Here is an 18,676-nt window from a genome sequence, read left to right on the forward strand (position 1 = left end):
GCCGGGGTCGCGGCACGCGGAACTGCCGGTGGGTCCTGCCGGTCCTCCTGCGTTGACCCGGGGCCCCGGACGCGGTCTGCTTGGCGAATGGAGCAGACAGGAGAGCGCCCGGGTGCCGCGCGCCCGTTCGAACTCGCCCGGGTGTTCGACTTCGTCGACCCCGCGACCGGTCCGGGGTTCACCGCCGACCACCCGCGCGTGGACGACCCGGCCGAGCGCGCCGGGCTGGCGGCCTACCTGGCGAGCGGTACCCGCGTGCTGGTCACCCCGACCCTGCTGGAGGACGTGGTGGAGCCCGCGCGCGGCGCGGTCGTGCCGACGAACTTCGTCACCGACGGCACGTGGGTGTGGACCGACACCGTGCACTACTACCTGGAACGCTACGGCCTGGCCCCGGAACCCGGCCTGCTCGCGCACGTCCGCGAACGCGGCCCGACCGCCGGGCCGGTCGACCCGGAGACCTTCCGGCGGGTGGTCGGGTTCGTGCTGAACCCGGAGGGCGGCGCGCCGGAGCCGGCGTGGCGCGCGGGCGGACCGGCCTGACCACCACCTGAGATCCCGCGCGGGGCGGTGCGTGCGGTGCAGGCCGGGCAGTGGTTGCCCGGAGCCTGCACCGCACGCACCGCCCCGCGCCGCATTCGGCGCTCTGTCCACAGTGGACTGTTCGGGTTTCGCGATGTCCGGGCGATTCTGTTGGTGCGGCGGGAGGTTCTGCCGGTCTTTCCGCGTGGTGGCGGAGGTCGGTCGTGCGTGTACTTGAGACAGCACGCAATCCACGCCGATCGAAGGAGTTGCCATGGACGCCCCGCTGTGCCACGCCGGTGGTCGCATCGACCCGACCGTCCGCCACATGTCCGTCCGCACCGACGAGTGCCTGCTCACGCTCGGGCTCCCGGTCGCCGACCTGCTGCGGCTGGACGTGGACGAACTCGGCCTGCGGATCGGGCAGGCCATCCTCAGCTCGCCCGTGGTGGCCGCCGAACTGGCCGACGTCGAACGCGCCGCCGCCGAGCGCGCCGCCGCCGCGCCCGCGCCCGTGCACTCCATCGAGGACCTGCTGGCCGGTCGGATCACCTGGGACGACCTGCCCGCCGGCGGCCCGGCCGACCGCGCGCAACAACCGGCAGAACCGGGCCTGGTCGGGGTTTCTGCCGGTGTTTCCGCGTGGCAGAACAAGGGTGTGGACCGCTGAACTGGTGGGGTCCGCCCGGCTGCTGCCGTCACTTGCGAGGTCACCGTGGTTTCCCAGAGCACGACCGCTGAACCGGCCGCCCGGCTGCCCCGACGGCTGCCGTCGTCGGGGGACGAGTTCCTGGCGGCGGTGTACGCCGAGCACTCGGCCGTGCTGCTGCGGTTCGTCCGCCGGATGCTGCCGGGCGACCCGCACCGCGCCGAGGACGTCGTGCAGGAGTGCTTCCTGCGGGCGTGGCGCAACCAGCACACCCTTTCCGCACAACGGAGTTCGGTGCGGTCGTGGCTGTTCACCGTGGCGCGCAACCTGGTCGTGGACTGGGTGCGGCGCGACAACGCCCGGCCCGTCGAGTTCGGCGACGAGGACTTCGACCTGCTGCCCGGGGCCACCGACTTCGCCGACGAGGTGGTGCAGCGGTGCGTGGTCGACCAGGGGCTGGCCCGGCTGACCCCGATGCAGCGCCAAGCCCTGCGGCAGGTCTACCACCTGGACCAGACGCGGCGGCGCGCGGCGGTCGCGATCGGCGTGCCGGTGGGCACGGTGAAGTCCCGCGTGCACCACGCGACCATCGCGATCGCGGAAGTGCTGGCGTGCCGCGGGGTGACCGCAGGCGGCTGGTGACCGGCGGTCCGGCCGCTCAGTCTCGCCGGGCGGGCGGTTCGGCGGTGGTGTGAGGCTGGAAGCGCGGGCCTACCGAGCCGGCCGGCACCGGCGGCCGGTGGCCCTGGAGGAACGCGTCCAGCTCCCGCAACCGCGCCTCCGCGTCCGACCGGCGGCCCAGCCGCAGCAACGCCCACGCCGCGTCGACCCCCAGGTTCGCCGACCGCGACTCGTGGAACGCGCCGCACGCCTCGCGCCACCGCGCGGCCGTCCGCCGCCCGCACGATTCCGGGTCGTCCTCGGCCCGGCGGCGGTCCAGCGCGAACGGCCGGACGGTCCCGCGAGGGTCCACTGCGGACGTCCGACAGGCCGTCGACCGACGACCCGCAGCGGCAACGGCATCCCGCTGGCCCCTGCTCGACCACGCCGGTCTCGCAGCAGCGACCGGCACACCTCGGCCGCAGCCCCGACCCGGTGCGGCCGGTGCTCCGGCGGCACCCCCAACCCATCGAGCCGCACGATCGGCGGGTGGTCGGCACCGCGCAGTACCACTACCGCACCGCCAACCACCGCGCCGGCCGGTTCGGCGCGCCCGACCAGCCCGGTCGTCGGCTCCCACGGCCCGGTGCCGGCGACCTGCCCGCGCTGACCGGACCGGCGGTCCGGCACCGCGCGGGAGTTCTGCCGGAACCGGTCCAGCCGCTCGCCGTTCGGCCCGAGGACGTCCGTGAGCGCACGGACCGTGCGCTGCCACGGCTGCGGCAGCCCGGCCTCGGACCGGTAGTACCGCAGCACGTCGGCGGGCCCACCCCCTGCCTACCAGGGCCGGCCGACGGTGTAGCGGACGGCGACCTCGGCCGGTTCGAAGTGGTCGAAGCTCCGCGTCCACTCCCGGTCCTGCCAGTGCAGCGTCACCGAGCCCTCGGCCGGGCGGTACGCGGCGGTGTAGAGGGTGCCCGCGCCCAGCGGGTGGTCGGCGCGGAACCGGGGCGGCCCCAGCATCGCCGAGAGCGCCTCGTCCGGGTCGTCCCAGTGCTGCGTGCGCCCGCGCCGGGTGGGGGAGCCGGGGCTGAGCCGGTACGCGGCGCGCGCACCGGAGGCGTCCAGCACGGTCAGGTCGTGCGCCGACGCCGAGCGCCAGCCGGGCAGCGCGGCGTCCACCTCGGCCACGGTCGCGCACCGCTCCAGCAGGTACCGCACCAGGATCGGGCCGCCGAGCCCGCCGCCGTGGCCCTGATCGCCGCCGGCGGTCAGCGCCACGGCCAGACCGTCCTCGTTCATCCCGTCGTGCAGACCCCACAGCCCGGCGGTCATGCCCAGCACCCGGCGCGCACCCAGGCCGCTGCGCCACAGCGTGGCCTCGTGCCGGTCCACCGCGAAGTCGAGGTTGCGGACCAGCGTCCGCCCGGCGGTCGCCAGACCGCCGCGCAGCGCGGACGGCGGCGGGTCGACGTGGGTGAGGTACGCGGCGAGCGCCGGGTCCGCGCAGTCCGCCGCGTCGACCAGTTCCGCCCACATCCGGGCCAGCATCGGCGCGGACAGGTCCAGCACGGCCGCCCGCCACGCCGCCGTCGTCGGGTCCACCGGCCGGGGCGGGGACGTCCAGTGCCGGCGGACGTGGGCCCGCCACCCGTCGCCCGGCCGGTCCTCGGCGAAGGCCCGGAAGATCACCGGGCCGTGCGGATCCCCAGGCACCTGTCCACCTCTCGAAGAACTAGACGTGCGCGAGCGGCGCGGGGGCGTTGCGGGCCGGTGTGGCGGCCAAGCGCCGGCGCACCTCCACCGCGATGGCGGGCCACGTCTCCGGCACCTCCACGACACCGGAGGTGTAGCGCCCGAAATACGACCGGATCAGCCCGGCCAGCGCGCGATCGCGGCGGTGGTGGGCCGAGGTGACGGTGATCGCCGAGCGCACCAGCGCGCCGTGGCCCTGGGCGTCGAGCGACTGGCACATCCACGCCGCCGCGCGCGCCGCGGCCCGGTCCACCGGCACCGGGATCACCAGCTGGTCGGCCACCCGGGCGGCCCACCGCCAGCTCTCGCTGCGCGGCGCGGAACCGGTGTCCACGACCACGATCCCGCCGCCGGGCAGCATGGTGTGCACCGGGGGCGGCGGGACCCGGCCGGAGCAGTCCCACAGCGCCACGTCCGGCGCGCACCCGCGCAGCCGGTCGTAGAGCGCCCGCGCCGCCGCCGACTTCCCGGTGCCGGGCCGGACGTTCGCCACCGCCACCACCCGCACACCGACCACCGCTGGGGACATGTCAGACCTCCTCGCCACGGTTGTGATCGAACCGGTGAGGAGGCCGCGCGGCCACGAGGAAAGACCGGCAGAACCCGCGCGGCCGGGGGTTCTGCCGATTCCCGGCGCGAACCGGCGGACCGGTGGGCCACCGGCAGGACCGTCCTGCCGCCCACCCTGCCTGGCCGCGCCGGGCCGGGGCTGGTGGACTGGACGTGATCAGGCCGGGTGCGTCCCGGACTCGTCGGTCGTCGACGCCAGCTCGCGCAGGGTCTCCGCGTGGGCGGTGAGCTGGCCGGTGCGTTCGTACAGGACCAGCGCCTCGGCGAGGTGTGCGCGTGCTGCGGGGAGGTCGCCTTGTCCACGAAGGAAAGTGCCGCCCAGCCGCAGCGCGCGGGCCTGGCCCATCAGGGCGCCGTGCACCCGGAACAGCCGCAGCGCCTCCTCGCTCTGCCGCAGCGCCGCGTCGAGCGAACTCAACGCGGCCAGGTTGCCCGCCGAGCGCAGCAGCAAGTACGCGTAGTTGTTGTCGTCCACGGGGTTGCGCGGTCCGTCCGCCGCCGGCGCGAAGAACCCGAGGCAGTTCGCGAACTCCTCGGCGGCCTCCGGGAACCGGGCGACGGCGTGCAGGCAGCCGGCCCGGATCGAGCGGGCCACGGCGGACCCGAGCCGGTAGCCGGCCCGGTCGAACAGCCGCACCGCCTCCTCCAGCAGCGGCATGGCCACCTCGGGCCGGCCCGCGCGGGTCTCGGAGTTCGCCTGGTAGGTCCGGGCCCAGCCCTGTTCCCGCAGGTCGCCCGCCGCCACGGCGGCGTCCCAGGCGAGTTGGCACATCCGCACCGCGTCCGCCGACCGCTCCAGCAGGACGGCCAGCACCCAGGACTGGTAGTTGCGCTGGACGGCCTCGTCGCGCCTGCTGCCCAGCGCCATCGCGGACTGCACGCCGAGGCCGAACACCTCGTGCCACAGCGTGGCCGTACCGCCGAACTCCGAGTACCAGTGCATGGCCTCGCACAGGTCCAGGACGCCGCGGTGGTCGTCGCGCGCGGCCGTCCCGCGCAGCGCGGCGGGCCAGTTCTCGGCCTCCGCGTCCAGCCAGCGCGCGGCGCCGACGTGGTCGTCGAACCACGGCGTGGGCGCGGGCGGCCGCGCCAGGTCGCCGGAGGGCTGGAAGAACCGGGCCGCCGAGGTCGCGGTCTCCACCAGCCAGCGGGTGAACCGGTCCCGGGCCGGGCCGACGTCCTCGGCGGCCTCGTCCTGGTCGAGGCGTTCGGCGGCGAACACCCGCAGCAGGTCGTGGAACTGGTAGCGCCCCTCCTCGGGCGAGAGCTGCAGGAGGCTGGCGTCGGTCAGCTCCTCCAGGAAGTCGGCCGCGTCGTCCTCGTCGGGCACGTCGATGAGCGCACGGGCCGCGCCCGCCGAGAAATCCGCGCCGGGCACCAGCGCCAGCCGGCGGAACGTGCGGGCCGCGTCGGGGCTGAGCTGCTTGTAGGACAACGAGAACACGCTGCGGACGTCCAGGTCGCCCGCGGTCAGCGCGGACAGCCGCCGGCCCCGGTCGCGCAACTGGTCCACCAGGCGGCCGATCGACCACACCGGGCGGCTGGCCAGCCGGTTGCCCGCGACCCGCAGCGCCAGCGGCAGCCGCCCGCACAGCTCGACCAGTTCGGTCGCCACCGCGTGCTCGCGCGCGACCCGGGTCGGGCCGATGATCGTGGTCAGCAGCGCGACCCCGGCGTCGAGGTCCAGCCCGCCCAGCGGGAACCGGCCGACCCCCTCCAAACCGACCAGCAGTTGCCGGCTGGTGACCAGGGTCAGGCAGCGCCGACCGCCGACCAGCAGCGGCCGCACCTGCGCCTCGTCGGCGGCGTCGTCCAGCACGAGCAGCACCGCGCGTTCGCGCAGCAGCGACCGGCACAGGCCCGCCCGCTGCTCCGGGTCGGCCGGGATCTGCACGGCGTCGACGCCCAGCGAGCGCAGCACCAGGTGCAGCAGGTCGGCGGGCCGGCCGGGGTCGGCCGACATCCCGCGCAGCTTCAGGAAGATCTGGCCGTCGGGGAAGTACCCGGCGAGTTCGTGCGCGGCCCGGACGGCGACGCTGGTCTTGCCGGTGCCCGGCGGCCCGCAGAGCACCGCGACGTTCCCGCCGTGCCGCCGGGGGTCGGCCAGGTCGGCGGCGAACGCGCGCAGCGCCGCGAGGTCGGGCGTGCGCCCGGCCAGGTCCTCGACGTCGGGCGGTAACACGCCCGCCGGTCCGCGCACCGGGCTGCCTCCCGCCGGCTGCGCGGCGACCGGGGGCGCGGCGGCCGGTGCGGGACGTGCGCGGCCGCGTTTGGCGATCTCCTGCACGGTGGCCAGTTCCGCGTCGGACAGGCCCAGCGGCCCGGCCAGCGCGGCGATCGTGCGCCGCTGGGGGCTGCGGGCGATGCCGCGCTCCATGTCGCTGATCGCCCGGACGCTGACGCCGGCCCCCTCCGCCAGCTCCTCCTGGGTGAGGCCGGCGCGGACGCGGTAGCCCTTGAGCAGGGCGTCGAAGGGTTCCCGGGGCCCGGTACCGGCCGTGGTCGACATGGGTCCAATCAATCATGGGCGGGCCGCGGTTCGAGCACCGGGCGGCGTGGTGACGCGATGTGTCCGAGGTCGTCCGATGATCACTCGATCGGCCGCTCGACGGCGTGCCGTCACACTGCTAGCCGGACGCCTGTTACGTCTGAAGTGCTGTGGTTGTCCGGTTTCCGGTCAGGGTCCGCCCGGTTCGCCGGGGGCCGTGATGCCCAGGATGGCCGACAGCTCCGCCGCGTGCGCCCGCGCCGCGCGGGTGTCGTACCGGGAGCACTCGGCCAGCGCCCGCACCTGGAACTCGCGCGCCTCCACCGGGTCGTCGGACACGTCGGCCAGCTTGCGGAAGATCTCCACGCGGTTGTGCGACAGCCGGGTCTCGTCCAGCGCCTGGAGCAGCTGCTCGCGCGCCTCCGGCCGCCGCCCCGCCCGCACCAGCGCGAGCCCGCGCATGTAGCGGACCTTCGCCACGCCGGACTCCGCGCCGTGCCGGGCGAACCGGGTCTCGGCCTCGTCGAGCAGGGCCAGCGCGCCGGCCGCGTCGCCGGACGCCGAGAGGCTGTCCGCGAGCCGGGTCAGCACCATCGAGAGCAGTTCCGCGTCGCCGGGCCGCCCCGTCGCGTCCAGTTCGCGGTAGTACGACTCGGTGCGCCGGTGCACGGCCACCGCCTCGTCGTGGTCGCCCGCCGCGTGCAGCATCACGCCGAGCAGCGACAGCGCCAGGTGCAGGCCGTTGGGGTGCTCGGCGGACTCGAACAGCGCGACCGCCCGCCGGGCGTGCTTCGCGGCGGCGGCCGGGGAGGACAGCCGCCGCTCGATGCCCGCGCGGTAGTACCAGGTCCACGCCCGGGTCGGCGGGTCGCCGCACTCCAGCGCCGCCGCCAGCGCCCGCTGGTTCACCCCGAGCGCCTCGTGCGGTCGGCCGCACAGGATGTACAGCGCCCACGACAGGTAGTTGAGCTGCTCGGCCTCGTCCCGGGGGTCGCCCAGCGCCAGCGCGGCCCCGGCCCCGGCCTGGAACACCTCGCGCCACAGCTCGCCCGTGCCGCGCAGGTCGGAGTACCAGTGCGCGGCCTGGGCGAGGTCGAGCACCCGGCGGTGCGCGTCGCGCGACACCGCGAACCGCAGCGCCTCCAGCCAGGCCGGTTCCTCGACCGCCAGCCACCGGCCCGCGGCCTCCCGGTCGCGCACCGGGTCCGGCCCGGCGACGGTCGCGGTGACCTCCTCGCGGTCGTGGTCGAAGTGCAGCGCCGCCTTGGTCGCCACCGCCAGCAGCCAGTCGTGCAGCCGCGCGGTGGCCGCCGCGACGTCCTCGGCGGACTCCTCGCGGTCCAGCAGTTCCCGGGCGAACTCGCGGACCAGGCTGTGGCAGGTGTAGCGGCCGGGGGTCTCGCTGACCTCGATCAGGCTCGCGTCGGCGAGTTCCTCCAGCGCCTCCTCGACCACCTCCGGCGACCGCCCGGCCACCACGGCGGCCGACTCGACCGACGTCCCGGTGCCGGGCACCAGCGCGAGTCTTCGGAACACCAGCGCGACCTCCGGCGCGAGCAGCCGGTAGGACAGGTCGAACGCGGTGCGCACCTGGAGGTCGCCGGCGGTGAGCACGGACAGCCGGCGGCGCTGGCCTTCGAGCTGGTCGGCGAAGTGCGCGATGGTCCACCGGGTCCGGCTGGCCATCCGGTTGCCCGCGATCAGCAGCGCCAGCGGGATGCCACCGCACAGCATCGCCACCCGGTGCGCGGCCGCCGGCTCGGCCGCCACCCGGTCCGCGCCCGCGAACCGGCCCAGCAGCGCCACGGCGCCCTCCTGGTCGAGCAGGCCCAGCGCCAGCCGGTGCCGCGCACCGAGGCCCGCCAGCGTCATCCGGCTGGTGACCAGGACCATCGTGCCCGGACTGGTGGCCAGCAGCGGCCGCACCTGCGCCTCGTTCGCGGCGTTGTCCAGGATGAGCAGCACGGCCCGTTCCAGCATCTGCGAGCGGTACAGCGCGACCCGGTCGTCCGCGTCGGCGGGGATCGCGCGCTCGGCGACCCCGAGCCCGCGCAGCAGCCGGTGCAGGGCCTGCGCCCAGCTCAACGGCTCGGCGGACATGCCGCGCAGGTCGAGGTACAGGCAGCCGTTGGCGAACCGGCGGCCCAGCCGGTGCCCGGCGTCCACGGCGAGCGCGGTCTTGCCCACCCCGGGCGGGCCGTAGACCAGGGTGACCTGGGACCGGGGCGAGGCCTCCGCGTCGCGCGCGAAGCCGTCCAGCGCCCGCTGCTCGGCCTCCCGGCCGATCGGCTCGACCGGCAGCGGCGGCACCGCGCACACCTCGCCGGTGAACGCGACCGGCTCGGGCTCGGGTTCGGGTTCGGGCCGCTCGGGGACCCGCCGGCCGCTGCGGGCCAGGCCGGTCAGCTCCGCCGCGTCGTCCTCGGCCAGCGCCAGGCCCTCGACCAGCAGCTCCACCGTCCGCCGCTGCGGGTTGCGCGCCCGGCCGCGTTCCATGTCGCTGATCGCCCGGACGCTGACGCCCGTCCGCTCGGCCAACTCCTCCTGCGTCAGCACGGCCCGCAGCCGGTAGAAGCGCAGGAAGTCGCCGAACGTCGTCGTTGTCACACCAGACCCCTCTTCTGGGCGGAGGGCTCTCCCCCGCCCGCCGTGCGGACGCGCCCTCGTCGCGGCGCGGCCCATTCTGCTGGAAGTCCTGCCGGTGCTCCCGCCTGGTCCGCGCGACCTCCGCCTGGTGGGATCGGGGTGGGTCGAGCGGCCCGACGTCGTCCGGCACGCCCTCGCCGTCACTCGGCCGGCTCGCCCCCTCGGCGGGTCCGGGCCGCGCGAGCGGACCGTCCACAGGGGACAGTGCCCCGGCGCACGTCGTCGCGTGCGCCGAGCCGGCGATCAGGTGGTCGTCACCTTTCGAGTCGGTGAATTCGAGGTGACGTAAGGGGCATTCGCGGCTGCGGCGCCGCGTCGCGGTGGAATCGTCGCACGCCGGCGAACCTACGGGCGAACCGGCGGTGGCGTCGTCGTGCCGGGGAAGCATCCGCGCATACCCCCCCGGGATGACGACGGGCCTCGGCGTTCTCGGGACACTCGGGCCCCACCGGGGCCGGTCCCGGGCCGGAAATCGATGATCGGAATCACACGGGCATCCCGCGCACCTCACCGTCCGGGACGAAAGTGGACCCCTGCCCGCACCGGTCGGCGGACGCCCCGGCCGTGCCCACCGCGTCAGACTGGACCGCCACCGGCATCGCGCCGGAAAGGGAGGAACCATGAGGGTGGCGAGGGGAATCGCCCTGGTCGCGGTGGTCGCGCTGGGGATCGGGGGACTGGCCGCGCCGGCGGTCGCCGCGCCGGGCGGCGGGGTCGACCGGACCGCGGTCCAGCGGATCCTGGACGACTGGACCGGCACCGTCGCGCAGGGCGTGCAGGTGCGCATCACCGAGGACGGCCGCGAGTGGCAGGCCCGCAGCGGGACCGCGCGGGCGGGCAGCCCGGAACCGGTGCCCCGGGGCGGCGTGTTCCGGGCGGGCAGCGTGACCAAGACGTTCGTGTCGACGGTGGTGCTGCAACTGGTCGGCGAAGGCCGGGTGGTGCTGGACGCGCCGGTGTCCCGCTACCTGCCCGGTGTGCTGCCCGACGGCGACCGGATCACCGTGCGGCACCTGCTCCAGCACACCAGCGGGCTCTACAACTACACGCTGGACGTCTACGAGTCGGCGGCCGACTTCATCCGCAAGAGGTTCAAGCACTGGGAGCCGGCGGAGGCGTTGGCGCTGGCCACCCGGCACCCGCTGAGGTTCGAGCCCGGCACGAGCTGGGAGTACTCGAACACCAACTACGTGGTCGTCGGGATGCTGGTCCACAGCGTCACGGGCCGGTCGTGGGAGGACGAGGTGGCCCGGCGCGTGCTGCGCCCGGCGGGCCTGGACGACACCAGCACGCCCGGTGACCGGCCGGACCTGCCCGGACCGCACGCCTACGCCTACGAAGACCTGGGCAGCGGTCCCTACGAGGTGACGCGGGTCAACACCTCCGTCGCGGGCGCGGCGGGCGCGCTGATCTCCACGACCGCCGACCTCGACCGGTTCGCGCGCAAGCTGTTCACCGGCGGGCTGCTCAAGCCCGCGCAGCGCGCCGAGCTGACCCGGACCACGCCGGTCAGCACGTTCTACGGGCTGGGCGCGGCGGTGCTCAAGCTCCCGTGCGGCACGACGATCCAGGGGCACAACGGTTCGATCTTCGGCTGGTTCACCGACATGTGGGTCAGCGAGGACGGCGCCAAGCGCGTCACCCTGTCCGCGAACATGGCGCGCGGCGGCTTCCTGACCACCGCACCGCTGCTCACCGAGGTCTTCTGCTGACCGCCGGCGTGGACCCGCCGGGCCACCGCGCCGCGCGGGACCGGCCGCCGGTGGCGTCCGGCGCGCAACACGCGGGACGTCACCGACGCGTGTGCGACCGGTGTGCGGGGCGGTGGTGGGCCGGCGGGCCACGACCGCGCTAGCGGGTCTTGGTGATGTTGACGATCGTGTCGCCCCACGTGAAGCGGGAGTTGCGCTGGTACTGGCTGTAGGACCAGGTCTGGTACCGCTGGTAGGCGGGCCACGGGTCGCCGACCAGGATGGTCTGGTTGGCGGTGTCGTAGCCGTAGATCACCTCGGCGTGCCCGCCGCCGGCGGTCCAGTAGATGCCGGTGAGGTTGGGGATGCCGGCGTCGATCTGCTTGGTGATGGACGCGTAGCTGATCGTCCCGTTGGCGTCCTCGGCGTTGAAGCCGGTGCCGCGGAAGCCGTCGACGATCTCCGGGATCTCCGCCCCTTCGTTCGGGCAGTAGCCCTGGGACGTGCCCTTGCCCGCCGCGCAGAACGCCTGCTGGTTGGTCGAGGCGCCGAGCAGCCGCTCGATGCTGGCGCCCGTCGCGGCCCAGCACCACTGGTCCTGCTGCTGCACCTGCTGGGTGTAGTTGAGCTTCTTGGTGGCCTGCGGCGTGACGCCGGCCAGGGCCGCCGGCGGGGAGACCTCCTGGACCCGGGTGTGCTCCCGGGTCCTGATCAGCCCGTTCGGGACGTCCTGGTCGGTGCTCGCCGTCGCGGGCGGCGTGAGCACCGCCGTGACGGCCAGGACGACGGGGACCAGGCAGGGCAGTCCCCGACGGATGGTTTTCCGATCCACGAGTATTCTCCTTGCAGGGATGGGAACCGAATTCCGCACCGGCCACCCGTCGCGGGCAGGCCGGCTGGAAACCACCGTGCTCACCCCGCCCTTTCCCGGACAACGGCCGACGGCTCCCGGCGCGGGGCCGTGTGATCGTTCACCGCCGGTCCACCGGCCCGGAACCTCGTGGCAGCAGCCCCGCGCGCGGCCCACCGGCGCGTTCGGGGTGTTACGCCGAGAACATTCACCGCGCGTTCACCCGACGTGAATCACGACCGGTTCCGTGGAATATCGGGAAAGCCGATCGGGTTTGTCCGGATTCGCGACGACGGCGGACGGGCGCGGCGGTCGCCGGGGATCGCCCGGTACCCCCGTGGTGGTATTCGGAACTGCCGTCCCAGGGCGACGACCGGTTACCGGATCTTCCGTAATTTCGTGGTCGTGAAACGCATCTCCACGATCATCGCGATGACCCACGCGCCGAATTCCATTCCGGGTGTCCGGGTCGACCGGGCCGGACACCCGGAACGGTCCCGTGCGCCCCCGGCCGTCGACGATCCACTGTGGACGGTGTCGGCGGGTCGCTCCGGCGCGGGGGCGAGGTCGTTCCAGAAGTCGCAGTGGTGCTGTCGGCCGATCTCACCGGTCATCGCGCTGTCCCCGGCGGGCAGCAGCGACATGGCGCGGGGGTCGTCGGGGGTGTAGCGGGTCCAGAGCGGAGTTCCGGTCACGGTGGGGTCGCCGGTCCGGGCGAAACCGGTCCACTGGGCGACCACCTGGCGGCCGTACGCGCTCTGGTTGGCGTTCCACGTGTCGCTGCCGGTGGAGGAAGTTGTTCTCCGAGACGTGGAACGCGCCGTTGGGCCTGGTCTGGTCCAGCCACCCGGCCGGTGGCGAGTCCGGGTTGTCGACCTGGTAGGCGTAGACGGTCAGGTGCCGGGCCAGCCGCCGCGCGGTGAGCAGCGACGGGCACACCGAGTCGGAGTCGGCGACGAGCGTCCGGCAGGCCAGGAACGCGGACGGTTCCGGGAAGCGTTCCAGCGGGTACCGCGCGAACACCTGAGGGGCGTGTTCGCCGTACTGCTCCCGGACCAGTTCCCGGTACCGCTCGGGTGTCTCGGCGGGTGCCAGTTGCACTTCGTCAAGGGCCACCCCGGTCATCACCCGCGCCGGGTCGAGCCGGCCGCGTTCGATCGCCCGCGCGGGGGAGAGCGGGATCGTGACCCCGTCCACGACCGGCGCGACGGTGCCGCTTTCCGGGCCCAGGCCGTCGCCTGCCTGCGCCACCAGGCGGTCGGCGGGCAGCGCGCGCAGGCACGCGGCCACGTCCTCGGGGCACCCCGACGCCTCGGCGAACCGGGCACCGGCCCGCTGGGCTTCGCGCTCGGCGGGCCACCGGACCTTGCAGTCCTGGGGCTGCCACGAGGTGTCCTTGCCCAGCAACGAGTTGTGCAGGCCGCTCTGCACGATCCCCTTGTGGAACAGCCCGCGCGCGGCGGGGGAGACCGGTTGCGCGCACGCGCTCGACCCGCCGGCCGACGCGCCGTAGATGGTCACGTTGCCGGGATCCCCGCCGAACGCCGCGATGTTGCGCCGCACCCAGCGCAGCGCGGCCTGCTGGTCTTGGAGCGCGTGGTTGCCGGAGTACGGGCCGAGTTCCTCGGCGGCCAGGAAGCCCAGCACCCCAGCCGGTAGTTGATCTCGACGCTGATCACCCGGCCGGTCGCGGCCGGTCGGCTCGCGTCGGTGGGGCCGAACAGCAGGAAGCCGCCGCCGTGGATCTGCACCACCACCGGCAGCGGACCGGTGCCCGGGTCCAGCGGCACCCGGACGTCGAGGTTCAGGCAGTCCTCCGCGATGCGCGGCGAACCCGCGTTCGCGGGCTGCGGCAGCGGTTGCCCGGTTCGGTGGCGGTGGACGTGCCCGCCCACGGTTCGACCGGCGGCGCGGCGTAGCGGATGCCCAGCCAGGACGTCACCCCGTTGCCGACCACCCCGCAGACCGCTCCCTCCGCCGTCCGCACCGAGGTCCCCTCCGCGCACGCCGGCGCGGTCGAACCCGTCGCTCCCGACAGCACCGCGACCGCCGCGCAGAAGCCCGCGACGAGCGAGGATCGTGTTCTCATCGGCCCACCCCAGTCCGTGCCGGACGCAGGAGCCCATCTGGAAGAGGTCGCCGCCGGAGGTCGAGGGGGGATCACGCGGCCGCGCCCGCCGCATCCGTGTCGACCTCGGCCGGCGCGCCCGCCCGCCGGGGTCAGGCCGGGCGACGCGCGAAAACGGCCCCGCCGGGGGATTTCTCGTCCGGGTCGAGCAGCAGGTGGGCCTCGACCGCGAACCCGGCCGCGCGCAGCAGGTCCGCGACCCGCTCCGGGCGACGCCGGTGGACGCGCACCTTCATCGGGTGCCCGCCGTAGCCCTCGGTCTTGAGCGTCGTGCCGTCGCCGACGTGGAACCCGACCAGCAGCGGCGCGCCGGGCCGCAGCACGCGCCGGAAGTGCCCGAACACCGTCGGCACCACCTCGTCCGGGACGTGGATCACCGACCAGAACGCGAGCAGCCCCGCCACCGAGGCGTCGGGGAGGTCGAGGTCGGTCATCGAGCCGACCTCGAACCGGAGACCGGGGTGGTCGCGCCGGGCGTTGCCGACCATCGCCGGGGACAGGTCGATCCCGAACGCGTCGACGCCCAGCGCGTGCAGGTGGGCCGTGACGTGTCCGGGCCCGCAGCCGACGTCCGCCACCGGACCGCCGCCGCCGGCCCGGACCAGGTCGGCGAACAGCGCCAGGATCGCGAGCAGGTAGGGCTTGGCGGTCAGTCCGTCGCGCAGGAGGGCCGAGTAGCTGTCCGCCACGGTGTCGTACGAGGTGCGGGTGTCCGCCAGCCAGTCGTCGGAGTGCATGGCACGACAGGGTAGTGCGACGGTCGGGCCCGTCCGGTCCCTCGCCGGATCAGGGTGCCTGGTCCGGGGCCGCCCGCCCGATGCGCAGCGCCCGTGCGCGTTCGCCGCTGTTCTCCGGCCTGATGCGCTCGGCCAGGCACGTCCGGTGCGCGATCACCGTGCTGCTGCCCGGACCGTCGAGGCTGCGGGTGTCCAGCACGAGACCGTCGCCGCCGGCGCTGAGCGTCGTGGGTCGCGCGCAGAAGTCGCACGGGCGGCGGAAGGACGCGAAGTCGGCCGGGCGCACGCTCAGCCGCACCCACGCGGGCGGCGACCACCGCCGGACCGCGTCGACGACGGCGTCGATCCCGGTGCCGACCGCCGGGAAGAGGGCCTGGAGCGCGTCGTCGTCGTGGGTCGCGCCGAACTGCTCGATCAGGTCGACCGACGCGCCGACCTCCTCGTGGCCGACGATCCGGACGGCCACTCCCCACGGGTGGTGCGCGAGGACCCGGGCGCGGACCCGCTGTCCGGGCAGCAGGGCCAGGCTCACGGTCTCGAAGCGCTCGTCGGGCGCCCACGGCGGCGGCCCGGCCGGCAGCCCGGCGGCCACCGGGTCGGCCTCGGGGTGCAGCAGCAACTGCGGGCCGGCCCCGCGCTCGCCGAGGCTGTCCTCGGGGTTGAGCACCCGGCAGCGCCGCAGGGACAGGCACCCGCAGCCGATGCACCCGGTCAGCTCGCGCTCCAGCTGCTCGACCTCCCGCCGCCGGCCGTCGAGGTGGTCGCGCCACCGCCCGGCGATCCGCGCCCAGTCGCTCTGGCCCGGCATCCGGTCCCCGGGCAGGTCGGCGAACACCCCGGCGACCTCGGCCAGCGGGATGCCCAGCCGTTTGGCGAACAGCACGAGCGACAGCCGGCGCAGCACGTGGCGCGGGTAGCGGCGCTGGTTGCCCGCCGTGCGCACGGACGAGATCAGGCCCTGCTCCTCGTAGAAGCGCACCGCGGAGGTCGCCACGCCCGCGCGGCGGGCGAGTTCGCCGATGGTCAGCAGGTCGGTGGGGGTCTGGGTCACAGCAGCCTCACTTGACTTCACGCCTCGGTTGACTTCAAGGGGACTTGAAGTTCTACCGTAGCGCGACGTGACCGGACCCACCTCGAACGGCCCCTCGACAGCGCGCGGCACCACCCCGACCACACCGGACGACGGCACCGGGCGCTGGTCCGACCTGTTCTCCGGAGGTCGGCTCACCACCGCGCTGATCCTCGCCGGCGGCGTCGCGCTCTACGCCATGAACCTCTACTTCACGGCCGCGCTGATGCCGTCGATCGTCGCCGACATCGGCGGCGAGCGGTACTACGCCTGGGTCGCCACCGGCTTCCTGATGGCCGCCGTCATCGCGTCCATGCTGGTCAGCCGGATCCTCGGACGCCGGGGCGGGTCGGCCGCCTACCTCACCGGCTTCCTGGTGTTCGCGGTCGGCGCGGCGGCCACCGCGCTGAGCCCCACCATGGAGGTCCTCGTCGTCGGCCGGGTCGTGCAGGGCTTCGGCGGCGGTCTGCTCGCGGGCCTGGGCTACGCGATGATCCGGACCGCGCTGCCGGCCCGCCTGTGGGCGCGCGCGGCCGGGCTGGTGTCCGCGATGTGGGGCTTCGGCACGCTGGTCGGCCCGGCCCTGGGCGGCCTGTTCGCCGAGTTCGGCGCTTGGCGGTGGGCCTACGGGCTGCTCGTCGCCGTCGCGCTGGTGCTCGCGGCGCTGACCCGCCGCGCACTGCCGCGCGGCGGCGGTGCGGCCGACCGGACCCCGGTCCCGGTGCTCTCGCTGGTGCTGCTGACCCTCGCGGCGAGCGCGTTCAGCCTCAGCGCCACGGTCCCGCCGGGCGTCCCGACGGCCGTCGCGCTCGGCGCGGGCGCGGCGCTGCTGGTCGCGTTCCTGGTGGTCGAGGCGAAGGGGGCGGTGAGCGTGCTGCCCCGGCTCACCTACGCGCGCGGCTCGACGCTGAAGTGGGTCTACCTCACGGTCGCGGCGCTGTGCGCGGGCGTGATGGCGGAGAACTTCATCCCGCTGTTCGGGCAGAAGCTCGGCGGGCTGCCGCCGTTCGCGGCCGGCCTGCTCGGCGCGGCCCTGTCCGTCGGGTGGGTCGTCGCCCAGCTGTTCAGCGTCGGCCTCGGGCCCGGCGCGGCCCGCCGGGCGATCCGGGTCGCCCCGCTGCTGCTGACCGCCGGACTCGTCGGCTACGGCCTGCTCGCGGCCGACCACGCGCCGACCGGGGTGGTGATCGCCTGGGCGCTCGCCCTGTTCGTCGCCGGCACCGGGATCGGCCTGGCGTTCCCGCACCTGAGCGTCGCCGCGATGAGCAGCACCGACGACCCGGCGGAGGGCGCGAAGGCCGCCGCCGCGCTCAACACCACCCAGCTGATCGCCTACACCGTGACGTCGGCCCTCGCCGGCACGCTGCTCAGCGTCGGCGGGACGGTGTCGGCCGACGCGGCGCGCCTGATGACCTTCGGGCTCGCCGTGCTGACCGCGCTGGGCGTGGCCACCTCGCTGTCCGCGACCCGGAAGTAGCCCGCCCGCGCCCCGCCGGCCGGCCTCGCGGAGGGCGGTCGGTTGGGCGACGCGGCGAAACGTGAGAGTGTGGAGGCACACGGCCCGACTCCGGGCTGTTCGCCCACGGTTCGCAGAATCCGGCCCCCAGACCCGGGCCCGGCAGTGGACGCCATTTTTCCGTCGTTCCCGGTGCATTCCGCACTGCACGGTCCACGCTGCGCTCCGCCCACCCGTCTCCGGCGGACGTGGCGGACTCACCTCACGGGGGAACCCCATCAGCCTTACCGCACTCGTGCCGCCGACCACCGGCGCACCGCGCACGCTCGCCGACGTGTACGGCCCGGACGTGGCCGTCGCGGCCCGGCCCGCCCTCGAAGCCGCCGTGCCCGACAGCAGGCACCGCACCACCCGGGACTCGCTGTCCGCCCGGCCGATCGCGGTCGCCGGCGACACCACCCTGGTGTGCAGCACCGGCGGCACGGACCCGGTCCTGCTGGCCCACCTGCGCGAGGGCGGCCTGCCGGTCGGCACCGACCTGCGCGAGTTCCGCAGCGAAGCCGGGTTCGCCGCCCGCGTGGCCGAGACGATGAGCGACGGCCTGCGGATCGCGATGGAGTACCCGCAGCCCACCACGCTGTGCCCGGACGTGCGCGCGGTCAAGACCGCGCAGCTCGTGGGCTACCTGAACAACAAGGCGAGCATCACCACGCTGGTCGACCCGCGCTTCCAGGCCCGCCGCAGCGTGGTGCCGCGCGGCGACCTGGCCGACGCGACCCCGTCGGAGAAGTCCTGGGTGCTCAAGGCCGCGACCAACGACGCGCACGGCGCGAGCCTCGACGTGTACCTGCACGAGGCGGGCGAGCCGATCGACCTGCCCGCGTTCACCGACGTGCTGGGCGAGTTCGTGGTGGAGGAGTTCCTGCCGATCCGGCGGAACTGGGGCATCCAGCTCTACGTCGGCCCGGACGCGGTGGCCCGGCTGCTCGCCGTCACCGAGCAGCGGATCGACGGCATCGGGGTCTACGTCGGCGCCCGGTTCGGGCTGGTCGCCCCGCCGCCGCCGGAGCTGCTCGCCGAGTGCCTGGCCACCACCCAGCGCGCGGCCGACGTCGGGTACCGCGGCCTGTGCAGCCTCGACTGCGCCCAGACCGGCGACGGCCGGCTGGTCCTGCTGGACCTGAACTTCCGGATCACCGGCGGGTCGATCCCGTTGCTGGCGCTGGAATCGGTCCGCCCGGACGCGCTGGACGGGCCCGCCGAATCGCTGAAGCTGACCGTCGCCGCGCCGATGGCCGACCTGCTGGCCGACCTGCGCCCGGCGCTGGCGGCGGGTGGCCTGCTGATCACCTCCGGCCACGACACCACCCGCACCGACAGCCCGGTCCGGCAGAGCACGCTGCAACTGCTGGTGTTCGGCGACGACCCGGACGAGGTGACCGCCCGGCGCGGCGCGCTGGAGGCGAGGACCGCCCGCTGACCGGGCCGGGCAGCGGTCCGCCCGGCGCGGTGCGC

The 18,676-nt window shown here is 74.9% G+C and carries 15 protein-coding genes and 1 pseudogene; 6 read left to right on the forward strand and 10 right to left on the reverse strand.

The features are described from left to right. Positions 1 to 87: 87 nt before the first annotated feature. The 3 genes from AC0HI0_RS09955 (at position 88) to AC0HI0_RS09965 (ending at position 1,813) form a co-directional block, all read left to right on the forward strand. Positions 88 to 543 (forward strand): hypothetical protein, encoded by a 456-nt coding sequence (locus AC0HI0_RS09955; protein ID WP_480932006.1) that lies wholly within the window; start codon positions 88 to 90, stop codon positions 541 to 543. Positions 544 to 796: 253 nt separating this feature from the next. Beyond that, positions 797 to 1,192, forward strand: coding sequence for a hypothetical protein (locus AC0HI0_RS09960; RefSeq protein WP_480932007.1), 396 nt, complete (start codon positions 797 to 799; stop codon positions 1,190 to 1,192). A gap of 45 nt (positions 1,193 to 1,237) precedes the next feature. Continuing rightward, positions 1,238 to 1,813, forward strand: a complete 576-nt coding sequence (locus AC0HI0_RS09965; protein WP_480932008.1) for a sigma-70 family RNA polymerase sigma factor — start codon at positions 1,238 to 1,240, stop codon at positions 1,811 to 1,813. 16 nt (positions 1,814 to 1,829) lie between these two features. On the opposite strand, the gene AC0HI0_RS09970 is transcribed toward AC0HI0_RS09965, so the two are convergent. From AC0HI0_RS09970 to AC0HI0_RS09990, 5 genes are all read right to left on the reverse strand, one after another. Beyond that, complete coding sequence (locus AC0HI0_RS09970; protein WP_480932009.1) at positions 1,830 to 2,144, reverse strand: hypothetical protein; 315 nt, start codon at positions 2,142 to 2,144, stop codon at positions 1,830 to 1,832. A gap of 464 nt (positions 2,145 to 2,608) precedes the next feature. After that, entirely contained in the window at positions 2,609 to 3,487 is an 879-nt protein-coding gene (locus AC0HI0_RS09975) for a carcinine hydrolase/isopenicillin-N N-acyltransferase family protein (RefSeq protein ID WP_480932010.1), read from the reverse strand. Between the two features lie 19 nt (positions 3,488 to 3,506). After that, positions 3,507 to 4,055 (reverse strand): hypothetical protein, encoded by a 549-nt coding sequence (locus AC0HI0_RS09980; RefSeq protein WP_480932011.1) that lies wholly within the window; start codon positions 4,053 to 4,055, stop codon positions 3,507 to 3,509. 198 nt (positions 4,056 to 4,253) lie between these two features. After that, complete coding sequence (locus AC0HI0_RS09985) at positions 4,254 to 6,605, reverse strand: ATP-binding protein (RefSeq protein ID WP_480932012.1); 2,352 nt, start codon at positions 6,603 to 6,605, stop codon at positions 4,254 to 4,256. Positions 6,606 to 6,773: 168 nt separating this feature from the next. Then, on the reverse strand, positions 6,774 to 9,191 hold the full coding sequence (locus AC0HI0_RS09990) for an ATP-binding protein (RefSeq protein ID WP_480932013.1): 2,418 nt from the start codon (positions 9,189 to 9,191) through the stop codon (positions 6,774 to 6,776). Between the two features lie 659 nt (positions 9,192 to 9,850). Here AC0HI0_RS09990 and AC0HI0_RS09995 point away from each other — a divergent pair. Next, complete coding sequence (locus AC0HI0_RS09995; RefSeq protein WP_480932014.1) at positions 9,851 to 10,942, forward strand: serine hydrolase domain-containing protein; 1,092 nt, start codon at positions 9,851 to 9,853, stop codon at positions 10,940 to 10,942. 139 nt (positions 10,943 to 11,081) lie between these two features. Here AC0HI0_RS09995 and AC0HI0_RS10000 read toward each other — a convergent pair whose 3' ends face one another. The 5 genes and pseudogenes from AC0HI0_RS10000 to soxR form a co-directional block, all read right to left on the reverse strand. Beyond that, positions 11,082 to 11,753, reverse strand: a complete 672-nt coding sequence (locus tag AC0HI0_RS10000; protein ID WP_480932015.1) for a papain-like cysteine protease family protein — start codon at positions 11,751 to 11,753, stop codon at positions 11,082 to 11,084. 621 nt (positions 11,754 to 12,374) lie between these two features. Then, positions 12,375 to 13,666: pseudogene (locus tag AC0HI0_RS10005) on the reverse strand (carboxylesterase family protein). Next, positions 13,576 to 13,860: a hypothetical protein gene (locus AC0HI0_RS10010; protein ID WP_480932016.1), complete on the reverse strand. Its 285-nt coding sequence runs from the start codon at positions 13,858 to 13,860 to the stop codon at positions 13,576 to 13,578. Before AC0HI0_RS10010 ends, AC0HI0_RS10005 begins: the two are co-directional and overlap by 91 nt. A 131-nt stretch (positions 13,861 to 13,991) precedes the next feature. After that, positions 13,992 to 14,636 carry a class I SAM-dependent DNA methyltransferase gene (locus tag AC0HI0_RS10015; protein WP_480932017.1) on the reverse strand — a complete coding sequence of 215 codons (645 nt, stop codon included), beginning with the start codon at positions 14,634 to 14,636 and terminating at the stop codon, positions 13,992 to 13,994. 49 nt (positions 14,637 to 14,685) lie between these two features. Then, positions 14,686 to 15,687, reverse strand: coding sequence for a redox-sensitive transcriptional activator SoxR (gene soxR, locus AC0HI0_RS10020; RefSeq protein ID WP_480932018.1), 1,002 nt, complete (start codon positions 15,685 to 15,687; stop codon positions 14,686 to 14,688). A gap of 67 nt (positions 15,688 to 15,754) precedes the next feature. On the opposite strand from soxR, the gene AC0HI0_RS10025 reads away from it, so the two are divergent. Both AC0HI0_RS10025 and AC0HI0_RS10030 read left to right on the forward strand, forming a co-directional pair. After that, complete coding sequence (locus tag AC0HI0_RS10025) at positions 15,755 to 17,182, forward strand: MFS transporter (protein WP_480932019.1); 1,428 nt, start codon at positions 15,755 to 15,757, stop codon at positions 17,180 to 17,182. 274 nt (positions 17,183 to 17,456) lie between these two features. Beyond that, positions 17,457 to 18,641 carry a hypothetical protein gene (locus AC0HI0_RS10030; RefSeq protein WP_480932020.1) on the forward strand — a complete coding sequence of 395 codons (1,185 nt, stop codon included), beginning with the start codon at positions 17,457 to 17,459 and terminating at the stop codon, positions 18,639 to 18,641. Positions 18,642 to 18,676: the final 35 nt, after the last annotated feature.

Source organism: Saccharothrix sp. NBAS 001, from assembly GCF_056640475.1.